The organism is Parapedobacter defluvii (assembly GCF_014642075.1).
GTDB lineage: Bacteria > Bacteroidota > Bacteroidia > Sphingobacteriales > Sphingobacteriaceae > Parapedobacter > Parapedobacter defluvii.
Window position 1 is genome coordinate 605499 of sequence record NZ_BMIK01000001.1, and the last position, 20824, is coordinate 626322.

The window sequence follows — 20824 nt, forward strand, 5'->3', positions numbered from 1 at the left end:
TGTACTGTTGTCTTACAATAAGCAGGAAAGACAGCTATGGCCATCATCGGTGAACTCATCAAACGGACAATTGACGTAACAGGATATATCAGCGGCGACCCCTCACCGGTAAAAGCCCAAATGAAGGTCTTGCGCGATTTGTTGGAAAAAGCTAAGTATACCGCATTTGGAAAGAAATATCACTTTGAAGCTATGCTATCTGAAGCGGATCCGATACCAGCCTTCCAGCAAGCGGTGCCTGTGTATGATTACGATACCTTGTATGCGGAATGGTGGCATTACCTGCATGAGGGCCATCAAAACGTAACCTGGCCGGGAGGGCAGCGTTATTTTGCATTGAGCAGCGGTACCACGACCAACAGTAAGGCAATTCCCGTTACAGATGATATGCTGGACGCCATTAAGCGGTCAGGTATCCAACAGATTATGAGTCTTAGAAATTTCGACCTACCAGGCGATTTTTTTGAAAAACAGATCATGATGCTCGGCAGCAGTACGGCATTGACACCCAACGGCGAGTTTCTGCAGGGAGAGATCAGTGGTATCAGTGCTGCGAATATACCCTTGTGGTTCAGGCGCTTTTATAAGCCTGGCGCTCGGATTGCGGCTACTCCCTCCTGGGAAGAACGGGTACGTAAGATTGCCAAGTACGCGCCGAGATGGGACATCGGCAGCATGACCGGTATTCCTTCCTGGTCTGAGTTGTTGCTCAAAGAAATCATCCGCTACAACAAAGCAGATACCATACACGATATCTGGCCCAACCTGCAGGTGTATACATCGGGTGGTGTGGCATTTGAACCCTATAAAAAGAGCTTTGAAACATTGCTTGCCAAGCCGCTGATCTATATGGATACTTACCTTGCTTCCGAAGGGTATTTGGCCACACAGAAAAGGCCGGACACGCAGTCCATGGCTTTGATCGTAGACAACGGGGTGTTCTTTGAATTTGTTCCCTTTACGGAAGAAAATATGGACGAACACGGATGTGTCAGACAAGATGCCCAGGTATTGACCCTGGAGGATGTGCAACCCAATGTGCAGTATGTACTGCTGATTTCAACCGTGGCAGGGGCGTGGCGCTATATGATAGGTGATACGGTCATGATTACCGACATAGAAAGAGCGGAGATTATTATCACGGGTAGGACAAAGCATTTCCTGAATGTAGTAGGCGAACAACTTTCGGTACACCAAATGAATGCGGCCATGAAGAAACTCGCCGAGCAATTTGACGCAGAGGTGCTGGAATTTACCGTTGCCGCTGTCCGCAGGGGGCAAGATTACATTAACAAATGGTATCTGGGTACCGACAAAGTGCTGGATGCGGCAGCTGCCACCTCATTTTTAGATCGCGAATTGGCTGAGCTTAATAAAAACTACAAAGTGGCCCGTAACAAGGCGCTCAAAGATGTAGCTGTGGAAATCGTGCCCGTGGATCACTTTTATCAATGGAGCAAGGCAACCAAAAAAATGGGTGGGCAGACCAAAATACCCCGCGTTATGAAAGAAGAAGATTTCAGGGAATTTGAAAATTTTCTAGCAAAGCTAACGCATCGTTAATGCTTCGATTCCGTTTCGGCTTCGCGTAGCACTTCTTCTTCTTCGGCCAGTATCTTCTCTTTTTCACGATCGTCCTCGTTTTCTAACTCCGACACCAGTTCAACGATGTCATCGGGAGATAAGTATAAGGCTGCAATTTTATCTTTATAGGCCTGCGGTAATTCCGTATGATCCAAAATGAATGATTTCGTGGCGAGTAAGTAGGGGCCCATGCCGTGGTTGACTGCAAAGGAGTCAGCAACGCGTTCGGCTTTGCGGATGTACTTTTTTGATAACCAATAGGAAATCCCAAACCCCATCAGTTCCCAGGTACTCTTACTTTCATAATCCATAATATGCCCCAGTTCGTGACCTATCCAGCCAATCATCACGCTATCGGGCACCTGCCGGATGGCTTCAAAGCTGTGTTCGAGTTTAAAAACGGGATTGATCAAAATCTCATAGACACGTTTTTCCCGCTTTTTAAACAGGGAGCCAACTACGGGGCGTGCCGCCATTACTGAACCTTTTAGTTTTTGCGTGAATGTAAAGCGGATGTTGGTATCTTTCAGTTCGGGGTAATGGGACAGGGCTGTCAACACCTGTTGTTCGATGACTGCCGGAATCGTCTTGTTGCATTTGTACGTGAAAAGTTCTGAAAATAGCGCTAAGCACAGTAAACCCATATTGCTAATATAACACTTGCTTTATACAAATGTTTCAGTCATGACGTAACAATTCCATGGTATCAAATCCGCTACATTTCTTAACTTGCACCCATCAAAGGAAAACGGAGATGACACATGAAGAAAAGCTGGCCGCTATCCGCGGCCTGATGAAACAGCAACGTATTGACGCATATATCATTCCTTCATCAGACCCACATATCAGTGAGTATTTGCCTGACCGTTACAAATGTGTGGCTTGGGCTTCGGGATTTACCGGATCCGCCGGCACATTAGCCATTACCGAGGATTTTGCAGGGCTATGGACAGATTCACGGTATTTCGTGCAGGCCACCGAGCAATTGGATGGAAGCGGATATGCGCTGGTAAAGCTGCAGGTGCAACACGCACCGGAGTATGCCGACTGGCTCGCCGAAAATCTACCGGAAAATGCAGTGGTCGCTTTTGATGGAGAACTGACATCGGTAGCATTGGCAAACGCGCTGGCCAACAAACTGAGACCATTGGGTATAGAAGTGCGCGGAACTGTGGATTTGCTTACTCAACTGTGGCATAATCGCCCCATATTGCCCACCGCGCCGGCCTATGTGTTGGAAGAAGCAATCACGGGGGAGACCACCGGCCTCAAGCTTCGGCGGCTGCGCGACGAGATGAAACGGAACCGCATAAATGCTCATTTTATTTCTTCATTGGATGACCTGGCGTGGCTATTCAATATTCGGGGAAGTGATGTGGCCTGCAATCCGGTGGTATTGGGATTCGGACTGATTACCGCCACGAAAGCAACCCTGTTTATTGACCGGCAAAAGCTGCAACGGGAAGACGTTGTTCAGTTAAATGAAGCCGGTGTCGATTTAGCCGACTATGCCGACGCGGAAAGCGCATTGAAGCAGCAGAATGGAGTTTCTTCCATGCTTATCGATCCAAAACGTACGTGTTTTGCCCGTTACGATGCCATACCAGACTCAATTTCTATCCTTGAGCAAACCAACCCGACCACCTATTTTAAGGCGGTCAAAAATCGGGTGGAAATAGACCATACGCGGAATACCATGGTAAAAGACGGTGTGGCATTGACCAAATTTTTTAAGTGGTTGGAAGAAACCGTTGGGAAGGAGCCCATTGCCGAAATTTCGTTGGCGGAGCGGCTATTCCAGTTCCGCGCCGAACAAGCGGACTTTGTAGGCGAGAGCTTTGATACCATTGCAGCCTATAAGGTACATGGTGCATTGCCCCATTATAAGGCTACACCGGTTAGCAGCAGCACATTGCAACCCGATGGACTGCTATTGGTGGATTCAGGAGGACAGTATCGTACAGGCACCACAGACATCACACGTGTAATATCGTTGGGGCAAATAACGGATCCACAACGGACGGATTATACCTTGGTGCTCAGGGGAATGATCGAAGGAAGTACCGCTATTTTTCCCAAGGGTACGCGCGGATATCAGGTGGATGCGATTACCCGTAAACCCCTGTGGGATCACCTGCGTAACTACGGGCACGGTACGGGGCACGGGGTCGGCTTCTTTCTGAATGTACACGAAGGGCCGCATGTATTTAATACCGCTGCGGTGGATATACCGATCGCATCGGGTATGATTACTTCAATTGAACCGGGATTGTATCGTGAAGGGAATTATGGTATCCGTATTGAAAACCTTGTCTTAGCCGTCGATAACGAACAGACTGCGTTCGGTCCGTTCTTATCCTTTGAGACGCTAACCTTATGTTATATTGATACGGATTTAGTGGATAAAACATTACTGGATACCAAACACATTGACTGGTTGAATCAATATCATGCAACCGTGTACCAAAGACTGGCACCACATTTGAATAAAGAAGAACAAAACTGGTTGGCAGAAAAGACGAAAGCGATATAAATTTGACTACATAGAAGCGCCGATTGCCGGGGAGGCAACCGGCGTCTTCCTACCTAATTAAAACAAACCAAAATCGTTATCTCGTGGCATGCCATACAATATGGTGCTTTTTCCGCTGAATTTTCAGTAAAAAAACCTCTTGCTAAAGGGTCGAAGTTTGTGCAAACTTACAATTTATAGATGAATTGTGAGCGTTAAAAAATGTTAAAAAAAATTATTTAAGGACCACGATCATCCGGCTGGACCGGGCAGTTCCTTTGTGGAATGCTTTAAACCGGTAGATTCCTTTCTCTTTCAAGGGACCATTAACTACCTTGTCTGTCGGGGTAGGAACCCCGCCATCTACCGTATAGCGTACTTCTAACGCTTCAGATTCTGTATTCACATGTATATGGTTATTGTCGATTTTGATGCCCGGAGTGGGAATCCGGTAAAGAATGTCTTTCCAGTACCGATCAAACCGTGGGAGTTCACGCTGCCACAAAACAGTATTGAACCTGTTCCATGCCTCATTGTATTGCTTTTCGAACGTTTCGTTTGGAGCAGTTGCCCAGGCAGGGTGCGGAGCCCACGCCCGCTCAGCGAAGGCGATGAGCTTCGGATACAGCATGTAGTCGAAGTTTTCGTTATGGAGGATGGTCTCTGCCCATAGGGCACATTGCAATCCATTTACGTGTTTTCTTCCTTCTGCGCTCAGCCTTGCTTTGTCGCGCAGGGAAGCGGTGTCAATCGGTTGATCCAGGTCATCGCGCAAAAATGTGCGGTAGTAATTCTCCGGCATGAAGCCAAATATTTTTTCCGGGTTGACATATCCACCCCAATACATGCCCGGTTCATAAAAGCTCCGGGTTGATGCCAGGTCAAGGTACATATGGGTCACATTGGATAGTACGATGTCGAATCCCTGGTTGGCCAACCGATAGGCCAGGTCTTCGGCCCCCGTACCGTATACATTATTCCATACATCCAACAAGTATCCGTTTTTTCGGAGTTCGGGAACGACTTCCATCTTTTTACGACCGTTTACATCCACACGTTTCATTCCGATTTCTTCCCATCCGTGCATGCGGATGTCTTTCTTTGCCAGAATCCCGCCAACCCGGTTGAAGAAATATTCCCAGAGGTCATCTACGGTTTTGAATGAGGGGTTCTCACGCAAGAGACGCTGTACGGCTTCAGATTGCTCCCATACCCCGGCGGGTACTTCGTCGCCCCCCATATGGACGATCTTCAGTTCCGTTCCGGCATCCTGGTACATCAGGGCCAATTCGGTGACTACCTTTTCAACAAAGCGATAGGTCGATTCCATCGCGGGGTTGATGGCATCGTCGGTCCAGCCCTGTACGGTGCTGTATTTCGATTTATCCTGCGGGTCACTGAGTAAGTATTCGGTTGCTTTATCGGCATCCGACTGCACATGGGTATGGTACCGATGTTCCATGGATTTGATGGCGGCCCGTGCGTGCCCGGGTGTTTCAAGTTCGGGGATTACGGTGATAAACCGGTCTTTAGCATACGTCAGTATATCGATAAAGTCTTTTCGGCTGTAGAATCCGCTGCCACGGGTAGCTGCTGAATCGGGTCCGGAGCCGTGCGACGGGGGGAGGTGATGGTTCCGATCTGACGTGTGCCCCCGGTATCCACCGAAGGAGGTCAACTCGGGTAACCCCGGAATGGCAATGCGCCAGCCTTCGTCGTCGTTGAAATGTAAATGCAAGACGTTGATTTTGTAGGCTGCCATCCGATCCAGCACCTGTAATAACTTCTCCTTGGGTAAAAAGTTACGTGCAACATCCAGCATCAACGATCGATGTTTAAAGCGGGGCCGATCATCCACTTCCATACCCGGCAAGATACATTTGCCATCGCGGTAGTGATCGAGGATCAGGCTCTTCAGGGTTTGTATACCGTAAAACATGCCCGAAGCAGTGCCTGCACTGATCTCAATACCAGTATTTTCGATGCGCAATTGATAGGCTTCTTCTTCGAGGTTCCAAAACTTCAGCTTAATTCCCCCTTTCGTGGGGTCATTGACCGTGCGAACGCCAAGTTGCGTGTATTTTTTAAGCTCATCCACCAAATAAGCCGCCTGGCCGGCAAACGGATTATCGGCAACGACCAGAAAGCCATCGGTAAGGGCGTATTGCTGCCCATTGGATTTTGCGGACTGCGGACTAGGGATGAGTTGGTGGGCTACGTCAACGGGTAACTCCGGTATCAGCCGTTTGTTGCGTTCGTAGATTTCTTCCGCAAGCGCATTCTCAGGGAGAACCAGTTGGTCGTATTGCGGGTTTTCGTTGGTGAAGGAGTGGTATTGATCCGGTTGATCGTCGTATACCAAGTAGAATCCGGTTGGAAAATCGGAGATGTTCCGCAGCAGTGCCTGCCGGATGGGAATTACCAGCGTGTTGCCATCGATGTGAAAATCAGCGGTGGGCGCGATGTAATTTAGATCTCCATTGACGGGAATAAGGGTAAATTTCCCGCCATCGGAGCCATCAATCTGTGGATTTTTATATGAGTTGAAATAAAGCTTCCAGTTCTTTTGGTTTAAGTTGTGCGACTGCGGGAGCTGCAGGCTTACATAGGAAACCGGTACCGGCTGTCCATTGGCATCGGTATGGATTCCGATCGAGTAAGTAAAATCATGCGAAGACCGTTTGCCTGTCATACAGGCCGACAGTAAAAAGCCAAAAACCAAAAGGATAACCGGTGTATTCATTTTCATATTGAAAACAAAACTAATCGCCTGCATTGAAATCTTTTTTACCATATTCCTGAAAAATTGGGCTACAGTCCGGCAGCAAATCGGGATGAACGGACAAAAAATAAGGACTATAGGAATTTTAGGTAAGCCCGGGTAGGGTAAATTTGTGATGAACTCCAATGTACAACGTAAATTAATAGGAACACTATGGTAAATTGTAAACCCAAGGTTATCCGACTGACAAGCCTGCTGTTGTTTTTGTGGATGGGGGGAAGTACCCTGTTGGCAAACGCTCAAACCCAAATCAATGTTTCCGGTACGGTCGTCGATGAAAATGGAACGGTGCTCAGCGATGTCAATATCGGTGTCGCGGATGGTGCCACCCTAACCAAGTCAACAGAAATGGGGACATTCACGCTTGTTGTGCCGGCAAACAGTCAGCTCGTATTTTCACGCGTAGGGTATGCCCGTCAAACCCATCAGGCCGGAAGTACATCGGTCACCGGACTAACCATTACACTGGGAGCCGAGCAAAAGACACTCGATGAAGTGGTGGTGGTCGGCTATGGTACGCGCGACCGGAGCTTGTTTGCAGGTTCAGCCGTTTCGCTAAACGCTGAGGACCTCAACAAATCGTCCATCTCGGTGGGAAATATGTTGCAGGGCCGTGCCGCCGGTGTGCAGGTAAGCCAAAATAACGGTACCCCCGGTGCCGGCTTATCGATCCGCATCCGGGGTACCAACTCCATCAATGCGGATAGCGAACCGCTGTACGTGATCGATGGGTTCCCCGCATCCGAGGGAATCGGTATGACCCTCAAACCCGAGGATATCGAAAGCATCACCATCCTGAAAGACGCGGCTTCCACGTCCATCTATGGAGCACGTGGAGCAAACGGTGTGGTGTTGGTCACGACCAAAAAGGGAACCGACAAAAAAAGTAACCTGAATGTCAACAGTTCGGTGGGGTACCAACGCGTTATCGACCGCTACGACCTGTTGGGTCCCTATGATTTCGCGTTGCGGCGCAACCGGATGTCAGAAGCAAATGGGGAGTTGCCTCCATATTCCTCCGGCCGTTTGGATTCACTGCAATCGGGGATATTAGGTACCGATTGGCAAAACGAGGTTTTCCGGGTAGGGCGTGTCAACGACCATTCCCTTAGCTTCATCGGCGGGACCAATAAAACCGGGGTGTACACCAGTTTTGATTACCTGGGACAGGAAGGGGTCGTCGTGCACTCCAAATACCGAAGGATCGGAGCACGTATCAATGTGGACCACCACGTGAGCGACCAATTTACGCTTTCAGGCCGTGTATTCGGAAACTATGGTGTCCAGAACGATCTTCCCTTGGCCCCTTCAACCATCAACGGATTTCTGAAACAGGTGATGAGTGCGAATCCGGCATCAACATTTGATTCGGGTGTCCCTCCACGGCTGGATGCACAGAATCCATTGCACTTCGTGGAGGCCGAAGACCGCGAAAATACCAGCTATCGTACCAATGGCTATTTCTCCATGAAGTATGAGCCGGTCCGTGACCTCTTTTTGCAGGCAGATTTCGGTGCCGACATCAATAAAACGGAGCAATTTTATTTTGCACCGTCCACCGTGCCCAATGCATCGGCAACGAAGGGCAGAGGGTCCATCGTTTCGTTTGATTCAAAAGAGCTCATCTTTAATCCCACCGCCCGCTACAACCGTACTTTTGACAAGCACAATATCGGATTGCTGGCCGGTTACAACTACCAAACGTATCTCTATTTTGAATATGGAACCAATGCAACCAATTTTGCCAGTGACAACCTGGGGTATAATAACCTGAGTACGGCGCAGAACTTTACCAGTTACTCCGCCCGTAACCGCACCAACCGGGCCAGCTGGTTTGGCCGGGTTGATTACGATTACGATACCCGCTATAGTTTGACGGCAACCTATCGCATCGACGGATCTTCGGTATTCGGTAAGTCAAATAAATTGGGGTATTTCCCTTCGGTAGCCGCGGCATGGAATGTAAAGAACGAAAGTTTTGCCGAAGACCTGACCTGGTTGTCGCAAGCCAAGCTGCGGGCCAGCTACGGCCTCACGGGCAACGACCGGATCAGTCCGGGTATTTCCCTGGCTACCTATGCCAGCAACAACTCCACCAAATACACGGAAGATGGCCTCACAACGGTCAACGGGATTGCCGTGACCCGGCTTTCAAATCAGAATTTAAAATGGGAAAGCACGAAGGCCCTGGATCTTGGGATTGATATCGGTTTTGCGGACGACCGGATCGTTTTCGTAGCCGACTATTACGACAAGTATACCGACAACCTGTTGTTAGACCGGAACATCGCGCCCTCCACGGGATTCTTGTTCCGGACGGGCAATGCCGGGGCGGTATCCAACAAAGGATGGGAAGTTGCATTGCAGACCGTCAACATACGGAACGACCACGTTGAATGGAATACGTCCATCAATTATTCCCACAACCGCAACCAAGTCCGCTCATTGGGAAGTAACAATGCCGATATCTATGTGGGATCTGTCAAACCCGATGGTGCCGCAAATTTTGAGGACCCTTTCATTATCCGTGTAGGTGAACCCATCGGTTCCATTAACGGGTATGTGTACGACGGTATCCTGAAACCAGGTGATCCCGCATTGACAACTACGCATCCCAATGCTCAGGTGGGCGATCCCAAATATGTGGACACCAACGGGGATGGCATTCTCAACACGGACGACCGTGTGGTACTCGGTACCGGTGTGCCTACTTCCTTCTTCGGAATGACCAATAGCGTGGGTTACAAAGGATTTAACTTAACCGTGGTGCTTCAGGGACAGGCTGGCGGTAAATTGGTGAATGTACAAAGCCTGGATATGATGGATCCGTTATCGACCGGAAATGTGCTGGCGTTCACGGAACCGGAAACATGGACACCGGATAATCCAAACGGTACGTTACCCCAACGGGGTTTTTACGGCACCAGCCACGGCGGGTGGGTCAATTCCCGGTTTGTGGAGAGTTCGGATTACCTGCGCCTGAAAAACGTTACACTGGCCTATCAACTTCCTTCTTCCCTCCTGTCAAAAATCCGGGTATCCCAGTTGCAGCTCTACGTCAATGCGCAAAACCTCCATACCTGGACACCCTATACGGGCTTGGATCCGGAAATCGGCAACCTGGTTTCGAATGATCAGCAAAATAGAAATGTGGGTAGGGGCCTTGATTTCAATGCCTATCCACTGGCCAAAATGTATATCTTTGGATTGAGGTTGACTTTTTAACTATAAAAACCGAACAGTAATGAAACCTGCCATGTCAGCGGCTGACGCAAAAAAAGACGATGAAAATGCAGGTTCCATTAGGCTATTAAAAATAAATTATTTTCTAATGAACTACCAAGTAAAACCAACCTTATATATGTTCCTGCTCTGCTCATTGTTGCCAATCTCGTGCGAGAACGGCTTGCAGGAAGAATCGTATTCTGTTTTCGATGAAACTACGCTGACCAAGCCCGAAAACGGTTTGCAGGGTGTGCGCGGTGTGTACGCTGCGCTCCGGGATAACGGTGGCAACGGGTATTATGCCGGTTACCTGCACCAGTTAACGGAATATCCGTCTGATATTGTCACCACCAAACCCGACAGTCGGCAAGGAATCCAGCTGGATCAGTTGACCTACGATGCCAGCAATTCCATCGTCAATGACGTATGGGCAAGTATCTTCCGGTTGATTTCGAGAGCCAACGAATCGGAATACCTCATCGGAAAAATCGACTACGTGGGCAACGGCGAGTCGGAGGAAGTTAAAATGCAGCATTTGGCAGAAGTACGTTTCCTGCGTGCCCTGGCCTATTACGATGCGACATCGCTGTGGGGAGATGTGCCGCTGAACCTGAAATCATCGGCTGATTTTACCGAAGCAGACGAGAACCCGCCGTTGGTGCCGCAGGCAACCATTGAAGAGCAGATCGTCGTTGACCTCCAATATGCCGAGGAACATCTTCCTTCCAGTTATCCCGCGGAACAGAACGGCCGGGCTACAAAGGGTGCGGCACAGGGGTTGCTGGCCAGGTTGTATCTGCGGCGTGGAGAATGGCAGAAAGTGGCAGATAAATGTGCCGAGGTGATTTCCGGTGGGGTCTACGATTTGCGTACCGCGGCCGAAGGTGGTGTCGTTGCGTTGTTTGACAACATGAACCGATCCGACAATGAATTCATTTTTGTGATGAAATCTTCCAGTGAACCGGGCTCCTACGGTATTTTGTCCAACAGCTTCGGCATCCAGTCCGTTCCGTGGGACTACAACCGGGGTTGGGGTAATTTTCCGATTCACCGTGAATTTTATGCAAAGTTCAACCTGCAGGATCAACGGCGTCAGCTGTTGCTGGGTACCTATAAGGCACTGTACGGACAGATCATTACCTTACCGAAGGAGTTTGGCGGCGAAGGAGGTAGTTTGCCCGATACCGTACAGGCGCAATATACCTATGGGCTCAAATATCCCCACGTCAATAATTATAACTATGCCGGATACAATAATGTCAGTGTCATCCGGTATTCGGACATCCTGTTGATGCGGGCTGAAGCCCTCAACGAACTAAATGGCCCCAATAACGAATCGGTATCGTTGATCAACGACGTGAGAACACGCAGCAATGCGCCGGTTGTCCAATTATCGGACTTCGGATCCAAGGAAGCGCTGCGGGATTTTATCTTTGACGAGCGCGGATTGGAATTGTTTATGGAGGGACGCCGTCGGGACGACCTGATCCGGTGGGGGCGCAGTGCCACCAACGGTACCGACCCGCTATCGAAGTTTAAGGAGAAGGTCAAACCCCTGCTTCGGGACCAAAACACCTATTCGGATGCGGTCAACTATGCATTATACCCCTATCCGATCCAGGAGATACAGGCAAATACATCGCTGGATGTCAGTATTAACAAAGGCCGGGTAAGGCAATAGCGGATGGTACGGAACCTTGCCCTGTATACGGTGGTTACGGCGCTGATCGTTATCGGCGCCTTTGCCCTTTATCGGGTTTGGCAACCGTTGAATATCGAAGCGATCGAGCTGCATTACCTGCCGGAAAACCGGTTGCGCGTGCGGGTGAACGTTGCCACAAATAAATCGGCTTCCGTACAGGTTAAGTACTGGCTGAAGGGCGGCATGGATACTCTATGGTCGGATGTGTATGCGGACCAATCCAGTCACGCGGTGATTCTCTATAACCTCCTGCCCCAGCGCCAATATGCCTATCAGGTAAAAGCGCGGCGTGGGGCGGATACCGACTGGAGCAACGTATATTCCATTGAAACCAAATCGATCTATCATACCACGCCCTATTTTACCTTAGACAGCATCGCCGGCTCCATCCGGGAGGACATGCAAAACCGGTACTTCCTTACACAGATACTCACTGAACCCGGGGCTGCGGTGATCATCAATGGATTGGGCGATATGGTGTGGTATGAACCCTTTGCGAAGGGCGTGAAAGTTTCTTCCTGGACACCTGATCGTACCGTATTATGCATCATCGGATCGGAAGATATACCCGCTTCGGGCGGAGACGAGATCGTAGAGGTAAACCTCAAGGGTGAGTATGTGAAGCATTTCAAGGTGGGGGAGGGGGATATGGATAAACGGGTGCATCACGAGGTACGTAAGGATGCGGAAGGTAATATTTACGCGATTACCTTTGACCATAAATTGTTTGACCTGAGCACGGTGGGTGGGGGGTCTGCCGATACCGTCAGGGCCGATGGCATCGTGGTCTTCGATCCCGACGGGAAGAAAATCTGGGAATGGTCGGTGCTGGATCACCTGGATGTGCTGCATTATCCAACGATATTGAAAGATAAGAACGATCTCGTGCATGGCAATGCCCTGTACGACGACGGAAACGGATATTTCCTGATGTCGTTCCGCGATTTGAACCAGATTTGGAAAATCCACAAAAAGACCGGGGAGGTATTATGGAAGTTTGGTCAGGGCGGCGATTTTCCCATGCAGGAGGACGACTTGTTTTTCGCCCAGCATTACGTCCATATAAATCGTCGTGGCGAGCTGATGATTTTGGATAACGGGATCAAACGCAAGCAGTCGAGGGCGTTGTCTTTTAAATTGGATGAGCCCAACAGACAGTATCGGCGTACGCTGGAAGTCAAGTACCCGCCCGCTTTTTTTTCGTCCGTAAAAGGCAATTCGGCGCTATTGGGTGAAGGCAATGTGCTGACTTGTTTGACAGACCCCCGGCTGTTTGTGCTTTCCGACGATGCGGGCAACCTGCTCTGGAAAATCAGCATGGGGGGCGATCCCTACCGCATTGAAGAAATTCCGTTAGTAGCCGCAACGCCATGAACAGCCAGCTGATGACCCATAATCCGGCACGTACGGCCATGGATTCACTCCTGCGGCTTTCCTGGGGTATCTTTAAAGTGGGTGCCGTGGCTTTTGGCGGTCACGCTGCCCTGGTGGTCATGGTCGAACGTTTTTTGGTTACCGAGAAAAAACTGTTGAGCAGCGAAGAGGTCCTAAATGCCATGAGTCTGGCCACGCTTCTGCCGGGGCCGTTGGCGGTTAACGTGGTTTGCTATTTGGGGTACCGGCTGCATGGCTGGCTGGGAGCATGTGCATTTTTCATGGCCATCACTGCTCCTCCCACCCTCTTGATGGTGGCGATTGCTGCGTGGTATTACCAGGCAGCAGACCAAGCCGGAGCGGGCGGTTCGAATCGGTTTGTGCTGTTAGCGGTTGCCGCCGTGATCTTATCTACGGGCGCTGCCCTGTACAAAAAGCAGGTTGGTAAGGATGTGACCGGATTGTTTCTGAGTATACTGGCGTTTGCGACGACGCTCTTATACCGCGGTTTTACCGGCTCAGTTGTATTGATTCTGGTGGGTGCGGCGGTGGGCTATATCGCCTACCGAGAGGAACCCGAGCCGACAATCCGGGTACCCCATACGGCTTCCCGGTCGGTGGCCGGGCCTGTTATCCTTACCTTGCTGGCGATAGTTCTCATCGGGTATTTATTGGGGGGATACCGGCTGGTACCGTACGGATCCTGGCAGGTACTGTCGGTTTTCAGTGGCATGAGCCTCACGCTTTTCGGCGGAGGCATGGTCATTATACCGTATATGCAATCCATTTTGGTCGATGAACTGCATTGGCTTCCGGTAAAGGAATATGTGGATGCCATTGCATTCGGACAGGTTACGCCGGGGCCCATTCTCGTCAGCGTCACATTTATCGGGTATAAGATTGCAGGCATCGTGGGCGCCCTATTGGCCACACTGGCAATTTTTGTTCCTTCTGCCAGCTTGATGATTGTACTTGCACAGTATATCAACTATCGGCATGCCGGCATCAAGGCGGTGTTCAAGGGGATCCGTCCGGTCGTGATCGGGATGATCCTGGCGGCGGGTGTTCAGCTGGTCCTGGCCATGCCTCATTTTTCGTGGGCCGCTGTTTTATTTGGGTTGGCCGGATTAGCCGGGTTGTCTTTCGGGCGGCTGAATCCGATTTATCTGATTCTTTTGGGATTTATGATCGACTTTATTTTTTGAAATATGGAGATACAAGGCATACAAATCATCGGTACCCAGCGTTCGGGTTCCAACCTGCTCCGGGTGATACTTAATCAGTCCGAGCAATTGGTTTCACCGCATCCCGCGCATCTGTTGGCTAATTTTGTGCCCTTGATGCCCTATTACGGCACATTGGATGCCATTTCTTACAGGCGCCTGGTGGAAGATGCGGTCGACTATATCCACGTGAATCCCGTCGACTGGGGTGTGCGCCTGGATAAAGATGAAATTTACCGGATGGCCGGTCAATTCAGTCTTTTCGAGCTGAATAAAAATATCTACGAATTCCTTGCGCGCCGATGCGGCGCGGGGTATTGGTGTTGCAAAAGCATGGGCAATATGTACTTTTCCGACGAGCTGGAGAAGGTATCTGCCGGTCTCAAATACATTTACCTCTACCGCGATGGGCGTGATGTCGCCCTGTCGTTTCAGAAGGCCATCGTCGGTGAAAAGCACAGTTACCACATTGCCAAGCAGTGGCATAACGATCAGCAGGCCTGTTTGCAACTGCGGGATCGGGTGCCCGCCGAACGGTTCTTTATGTTGAATTACGAGCGGCTTATCCTGCATCCCGAGCAAACCATCCGGCAACTGTGTGAATTTTTGGGTATCGAATTTCAGGATGCCATGCTGCACTATTACACTTCGGATGAATCCCGGCGGACCGCCGAAGGGGGTGCAATGTGGACAAACCTGACAAAGCCGGTCATGCAGGACAATGCCAATAAATACCTGCGGGAAATGTCGGCAGAGGATATCCGTATCTTTGAATCGGTAGCGTTTGATAGTTTGGTGGCGTTGGGATACGAACCCATTACCCCGCGTGCGGATCTTCTCAGTTTTACCTGGGAAGACGTAGCGGCTTTCAATGTGAGAAACGATCAGTTAAAGCGTGCGTTCAAGGCATCCGAAGACGATAAAAAAAGGAGGCAGCCGCAGCTTAACTTAATTAGTCGCATCAGGGAAACCGAACTGAGTGTGTATGGATAAAAAACGAGATATCCCGGCTATCGCCGATATCGCGCGGAAGGCTGGAGAGGCAATTCTGGATGTATATCACACGGATACGGACCAATGGGAAATCCAACAGAAGCATGATAATTCGCCCCTTACCCTGGCGGATACCGTATCCCACCGGATCATCGCGGATGGCCTGAAAAGTATTTTCCCGGCAATCCCCATGCTGTCGGAAGAAGGCAAGGACATTCCTTACGAGAAGCGGAAGAAGATGGACCGTTACTGGTGTGTGGATCCTTTGGACGGTACGAAGGAATTTATTTCCCGCAACGGAGAGTTTACGGTGAACATTGCGCTGATTGCGGGAAATGAACCTGTTTTTGGCGTGATTTATGTGCCCGTAACCGGTGTGTTGTATTACGGCCTGAAAGACGAAGGAAGTTTCAAGACCGAAGGTGGGGAAACCCGGCGTATACAGGCGAGCCCGTCCCATAATCCGGTAGCCGTGGGCAGCAAGTCACACAAGACTGCCGAAGAGGAGGCTTTTTTATCGTCCCTGGATATCCGGGACGTGGTCAGCATCGGAAGTTCCCTGAAATTCTGCCTGATTGCCGAGGGGAAAGCGCAGGTATACTACCGGCATGGCCCCACCATGGAGTGGGATACGGCTGCGGGCCATGCCATAGCCGTTGCCAGTGGCGCCCGGATGACACAAGCGGATGGCAGCGCATTTGTATATAACAAACCCAGCTTGGTAAACGGAAGTTTCATCTGCTACTCGGTCAACTTACACCACAAAATAGCTGCGCTTTCTTCCGGTGTATGATGCCGCGTATCAATGGATAAAACACGTGCATCCGGCAGCTCAAAGGAAGCGGATACGCCGGTAAAATCGGGAATACGACGTTCCCTGGCTTTCCGGTAAAGCCCTTTTACATCCCGGCGCTCACATTCGGATGCGGGGCAATCCAGGTAAACCAAAAGCAGTTCTTCCCCTACGATCCCGGATACCAATTGCCGGTGGGCATCCATGGGTGTGATAAAACTGCCGATGCAAACGATGTTCTGTTTCACCAACAGATCGGCGATGTGGCTGGCACGCCGGATATTCTCCGCACGGTCCTCGTTGGAGAACCCCAGATCAGCGTTCAGCCCCGCCCTCAATTCATCCCCATCCAACAGCACAACGCTCCGGCCGAGCTGTTCCAGTTTTTCGGCGAGCAACCGCGATAGGGTCGTTTTGCCGGCTCCTGATAACCCGAAAAGCCATATCACCCGTTTGTTGATCATGTTATTTGGTGTTTTTCTGATACGCTTTGGGCGATACGTTCATCTGCTTTGAAAACGACTTCGAGAAGTAAGACACGGAATTGAATCCCACCGAGTAGGCGATCTGGCTGACATTCATTTTGCCTTCGTGCAGTAATTTCTCTGCTTCGGCCAGGCGGATGGACTTGATGTAATCGTGCACTCCCTTGCCCGTAATGGCCTTGAATTTTGCGTAGAGGACAGAGCGGCTCATACCGAATTGACGGCACAGGCTCTTGTAGTCAAGGTCGTATTCGGTCATGTGGGTTACCACAAAATTCCGAACATCTTCCATAAACGCTTTGTCGAGTTCGGACAACCCCATATCGGCTGCCACGGGCGTATTTTCGTCTATCAGCTCTTTGGAAGTCGGCTTGGGCCTGTCGAGGAAATTGCCGATGACGGCAAGCAGCAGGTCCGCATGGAGGGGCTTCGTCAGGTAGATATCCGCCCCCGCTTTATACCCTAAAAGCTGGCTGGCTTCCTGGTCTTCACTAGTTAGCAGCAATACGGGGATGTGTGAGGTCATAATATCGCCTTTTATCGACTTGGTCAGCGATAATCCGTCAACACCCGGCATAATCAAATCCGTAATAATCAGATCAGGCTGGGTCTTCCGGGCGATATCCAACCCTTCCTGTCCGTTGCAGGCTTCATCCACTTCAAAGTAATTTTCCAGGATGTGCCTGAGTAGCGACCGGATACTTTGGTTATCATCGACTACCAGGATCCGCACGTTGGCAAATTTATGCAGGGATTCGGCAACCATCGGCGCGGGGCCGACGAGGTCCCGTTGTTGGCTCTCGGGTTTCACCTGTACATTCGGAAGTGAAATGGTGAATACCGATCCTTTACCTTTGGCGCTTTGTATGGATAGCTCGCCGTTATGGGCCTTGATAAATTCCCGGCAGATCTGAAACCCCAGGCCTGTGCCGGTTTCGCCATTGGTGCCCATGGTTGAACCCGATTGATCCTGAAAGATTTTTTCGATTTGGACATTGTCCATACCCACTCCATTGTCCCGTATCTTGATGTGAACGTATTCGTGATCCTGAATGCATTCAAACACAACCTGTCCGCCTTCGTTGGTGTATTTGATGGAGTTGCTGAGAATATTCCGGATGATCGTACTCACCATTTGATAATCCGCAAACAGCCGGACCCCGGGGTCTACCGAGACGCTGCACGTTATATTTTTTCCCTGCAACTGCAAGTTGAAAAGATAGATGTTCTTTTGGATCAGGTCATACAGATTAAAAGATTTTGGTGAAAAGTGCAATTTGTTGGCTTTGGTTTTTCCCCATTCCAGCAGGTTGATAACCAGGTTGCTCAACGAATTGGATGACAGGCTCAGGTCATCGATGTAGGCCGTAATCTCCTTTTGGGAAAGGTGCGGGAGGTTCTCTTTCAACAAATCGGTAAGTCCGGTGAGTGCCGATAGCGGGTTTTTAAGGTCGTGCACGAGAATGGACAGAAACTTATCCTTCATCTGGTTGTTCGTTTCCAGTTCACTGATGACCGTTTCCAGTTTGTTGTTTTGTTCGATAATTTTTTGCTGTTGCCGGCTGATTTCGTCGTTTTTTAACGCGAGCGTGGAATTTTGATTCCGAATTTCATTATTTGTCGCCACGAGCTCGCTGTTGGCGTTGTGCAGGAGCATGGTCTTCTCCGCGATTTTTTGTTCCAATAAGGTGTTTTGCAGCCGAATGTTCCTCAATCGGTAGTAATAGATGGATACGATAAGGGCGGCTGTCAACACAAAAACCAGGGTTTTAAACCACCAGGTTAACCAAAAAGGCGGGGTAATGGCGATCCGGATACTGGCTACGTTATCTGACCAGTTACCGTTGTTGTCGGTCCCCCTTACCAGTAAGTTGTACATCCCGGGTGGAAGGTTGTTGAAAGAAAGCGTGTTTTTCGTTCCCAGCGGCAACCATTTCGGGTCCAATCCATCGAGTTTATACGCATAGGCCCTCAACGCCGGATCCACATAATTGAGCGAGGCGAACTCCAGCGAGAATATATTTTGTGTATGATCCAGCGTAATGGTTTCCGTATAGTTGATATCTTGCGCCAATGGGGTAGGCTGTTCCGGTGTGCTGATGGGGACATCGACATTGCCGAGTTGAAAATTCGTAAATACCAGGGAAGGTGCATAATTCCGGGGTTTCACTCCGGATTTGTTGATCACGTTGAGTCCATTGACCCCGCCGAAATACAGGTTGCCTTCGCGGTCCACGAGTTTGGCCCGTCTGAACTCATCCCCCTGCAGTCCATTGGAGGGCATGTAGTTGACCATCGCTTGTGTCCGGTCATCGATTTTTGTGATCCCCTTGTTGGTGGCCGCCCAGATATGACCGAAATTGTCCGTTACAACCGCATTGACGATGTCACTCTGAATGGCAGAATTGGAAGTGAAGTATACGTTGTTCCGTCGGTGTGCGTAATCCAGCTTGTTCAGCCCATAGGATGTTCCGATCCAGATGTTTCCGTGCCGGTCTTCCGCGAAGCTCTTCACCGTGTTGTTGGAAAGCGGGCTGCCGTCCAGATCCGAATCGGTCGTGATTGCGTCGAATGATCCGGTTTCAGCGTTGTACAGTCCGATGCCGCTTCCTTCGGTTCCCATCCAGATGGTACCATCGGAAGATTCAAAGAGCGAAAGTATATGGTTGCTGTTGATGTCTTTCTCCATCCCATAATGCCGAAATTTCCTTTCGGATGGATGGTATAGCGTCACCCCGCCTCCGTACGTGCCGATCCAGATACGGCCACTCCGGTCTTTCAGTAAACAGTTGATGTTGTCGTTTTTTAATTCCAGGGTGTTAGCCGTATTTATCCGGGTTGAACCCGTTTTTCCCGGGCGATAGCGATAAATCCCCTCCCCCCAGGTGCCTACCCATAATTCGCCGTCGTCGCTTTCGGTGATCGAAACGACATAACGTCCGGCACTTGCCTGTTGAAAAGGAATGTTCCGACCGTTGGCGAAGGTGTTTTGGGTCTTATCAAACCGGTTGAGTCCGCCGCCGTCCGTGCCAATCCAGATGTTGCCTTCGGCATCCTGAAAAAGGCAATTCACAATGTTGTTGCTCAGACTGTGGGGATTGTCGGTATTTCTGAAATGCAGAATGTTGATTTCGTCGATATTGACCATGGATATGCCCGCCCCCGAGGTTCCTATCCACATATTGCCTTTCCGGTCCCGCCGGATGCAATTGATTGAATTGCCCGCAATACTTCGGGTGTCTTGTTTGTCTGCACGGTATACCTGGCAGCGCTGCTGCTGCATGTTCAGGATATACAGGCCTTCGTTTTCGGTGCCGCACCAGATCTGTCCATCGATATCTTCGCCGATGCACAATACTTTGGTTGGTCCCGTTAGCTTGCCCGCAAATCCGAGATGTGCATTGGTAAGGCTATCTTGCTTTGAATCGTAGTAATATATGCCTGATGTGGCAGAACTTACCCAGATCCGACCCGATTGATCGATATGGACATCCGTAACCGGGCCATCGTCCGATGTATGATACCGGTGAATGATCCGCCCCTTACGATCGGTAACGACTACGCCTTGCTCATAGGTGCCCACCCACAGATTTCCATGCGGATCCTGTTCGGAGCATGTAACTGGAAAGTCAACCTCCGTACGCCCGATCTTTTTTTGTTGATGGTCATATAGCAATAACCCGGATAATCGGCTGCAAAGCAATACGTCGCCTTCCCGGGTTGTTGAAAAGGAGATCACATTAGATAAGTCTATCGCCTTATCGGCCAGGTAAACATCTGCGCCTTTGATTTGCCGGGTAACCGGATCAAAGATGTTAGGACATTGCGAATCCGATGTGGCAATCCATAACTGTTTGTCTTTGTCCTGAACGATGGACTTGATGTCATTGGAGTACAAGCTATGTTTACTGTCCGGTGTTTTCCGGATGATGTGGAATTGGTAGCTGTCGTATTTGTTGATCCCATCCTGCGTACCAAACCATAGAAAGCCCAGATCGTCTTCGAAGATGGTTTGTATGGTGTTTTGGGAGAGGCCGTCCGATGTTTTCAGCTGTTTGAACTTCAAATAATCCCATTGTGCCCAAGCGGTCATACACGGACTCAGACAGACAAACGCGAGGCAGCAACGGAATAAGACCCTATTCATGATC

Annotated in this window: 12 protein-coding genes; 8 read left to right on the forward strand and 4 right to left on the reverse strand. The window is 50.0% G+C overall.

Annotation, left to right across the window (positions count from 1 at the left end; all coding sequences use genetic code 11):
• The first annotated feature begins 36 nt into the window (after positions 1 to 36).
• A complete protein-coding gene (locus IEX60_RS02330) occupies positions 37 to 1563 on the forward strand; it encodes a GH3 family acyl-acid amido synthetase (RefSeq protein WP_188746953.1) in 1527 nt (508 codons plus the stop codon).
• On the opposite strand, the gene IEX60_RS02335 is transcribed toward IEX60_RS02330, so the two are convergent.
• On the reverse strand, positions 1560 to 2228 hold the full coding sequence (locus IEX60_RS02335; RefSeq protein ID WP_188746955.1) for a hypothetical protein: 669 nt from the start codon (positions 2226 to 2228) through the stop codon (positions 1560 to 1562). The genes IEX60_RS02330 and IEX60_RS02335 overlap by 4 nt on opposite strands.
• Before the next feature lie 110 nt (positions 2229 to 2338).
• Between IEX60_RS02335 and IEX60_RS02340 the strand changes: the two genes are divergently transcribed.
• The gene (locus IEX60_RS02340; RefSeq protein ID WP_188746957.1) at positions 2339 to 4117 is read left to right on the forward strand and encodes an aminopeptidase P family protein; all 1779 of its coding nucleotides are present in this window, start codon (positions 2339 to 2341) and stop codon (positions 4115 to 4117) included.
• 214 nt (positions 4118 to 4331) lie between these two features.
• Here IEX60_RS02340 and IEX60_RS02345 read toward each other — a convergent pair whose 3' ends face one another.
• Positions 4332 to 6872: a family 20 glycosylhydrolase gene (locus IEX60_RS02345; protein ID WP_188746959.1), complete on the reverse strand. Its 2541-nt coding sequence runs from the start codon at positions 6870 to 6872 to the stop codon at positions 4332 to 4334.
• A gap of 159 nt (positions 6873 to 7031) precedes the next feature.
• Here IEX60_RS02345 and IEX60_RS02350 point away from each other — a divergent pair, with 159 nt between their 5' ends.
• The 6 genes from IEX60_RS02350 (at position 7032) to cysQ (ending at position 16188) form a co-directional block, all read left to right on the forward strand.
• A complete protein-coding gene (locus IEX60_RS02350) occupies positions 7032 to 10103 on the forward strand; it encodes a SusC/RagA family TonB-linked outer membrane protein (RefSeq protein WP_188746961.1) in 3072 nt (1023 codons plus the stop codon).
• 106 nt (positions 10104 to 10209) lie between these two features.
• Positions 10210 to 11784, forward strand: coding sequence for a RagB/SusD family nutrient uptake outer membrane protein (locus IEX60_RS02355; protein WP_188746963.1), 1575 nt, complete (start codon positions 10210 to 10212; stop codon positions 11782 to 11784).
• Between the two features lie 3 nt (positions 11785 to 11787).
• Positions 11788 to 13179, forward strand: a complete 1392-nt coding sequence (locus tag IEX60_RS02360) for an aryl-sulfate sulfotransferase (protein WP_188746965.1) — start codon at positions 11788 to 11790, stop codon at positions 13177 to 13179.
• The gene (gene chrA, locus IEX60_RS02365; RefSeq protein ID WP_188746968.1) at positions 13176 to 14384 is read left to right on the forward strand and encodes a chromate efflux transporter; all 1209 of its coding nucleotides are present in this window, start codon (positions 13176 to 13178) and stop codon (positions 14382 to 14384) included. The genes IEX60_RS02360 and chrA overlap by 4 nt, the downstream gene beginning before the upstream one ends.
• 3 nt (positions 14385 to 14387) lie before the next feature.
• Positions 14388 to 15395 (forward strand): sulfotransferase family protein, encoded by a 1008-nt coding sequence (locus IEX60_RS02370; RefSeq protein ID WP_188746969.1) that lies wholly within the window; start codon positions 14388 to 14390, stop codon positions 15393 to 15395.
• The gene (gene cysQ / locus IEX60_RS02375) at positions 15388 to 16188 is read left to right on the forward strand and encodes a 3'(2'),5'-bisphosphate nucleotidase CysQ (RefSeq protein ID WP_188746971.1); all 801 of its coding nucleotides are present in this window, start codon (positions 15388 to 15390) and stop codon (positions 16186 to 16188) included. Before IEX60_RS02370 ends, cysQ begins: the two co-directional genes overlap by 8 nt.
• Here cysQ and cysC read toward each other — a convergent pair.
• Together cysC and IEX60_RS02385 are read right to left on the reverse strand one after the other, a co-directional pair.
• A complete protein-coding gene (cysC, locus tag IEX60_RS02380) occupies positions 16137 to 16652 on the reverse strand; it encodes an adenylyl-sulfate kinase (RefSeq protein WP_188746973.1) in 516 nt (171 codons plus the stop codon). The two genes, cysQ and cysC, sit on opposite strands and share 52 nt — an antisense overlap.
• Position 16653: 1 nt before the next feature.
• Positions 16654 to 20820, reverse strand: coding sequence for a hybrid sensor histidine kinase/response regulator transcription factor (locus tag IEX60_RS02385; protein WP_188746975.1), 4167 nt, complete (start codon positions 20818 to 20820; stop codon positions 16654 to 16656).
• Positions 20821 to 20824 lie beyond the last annotated feature (4 nt).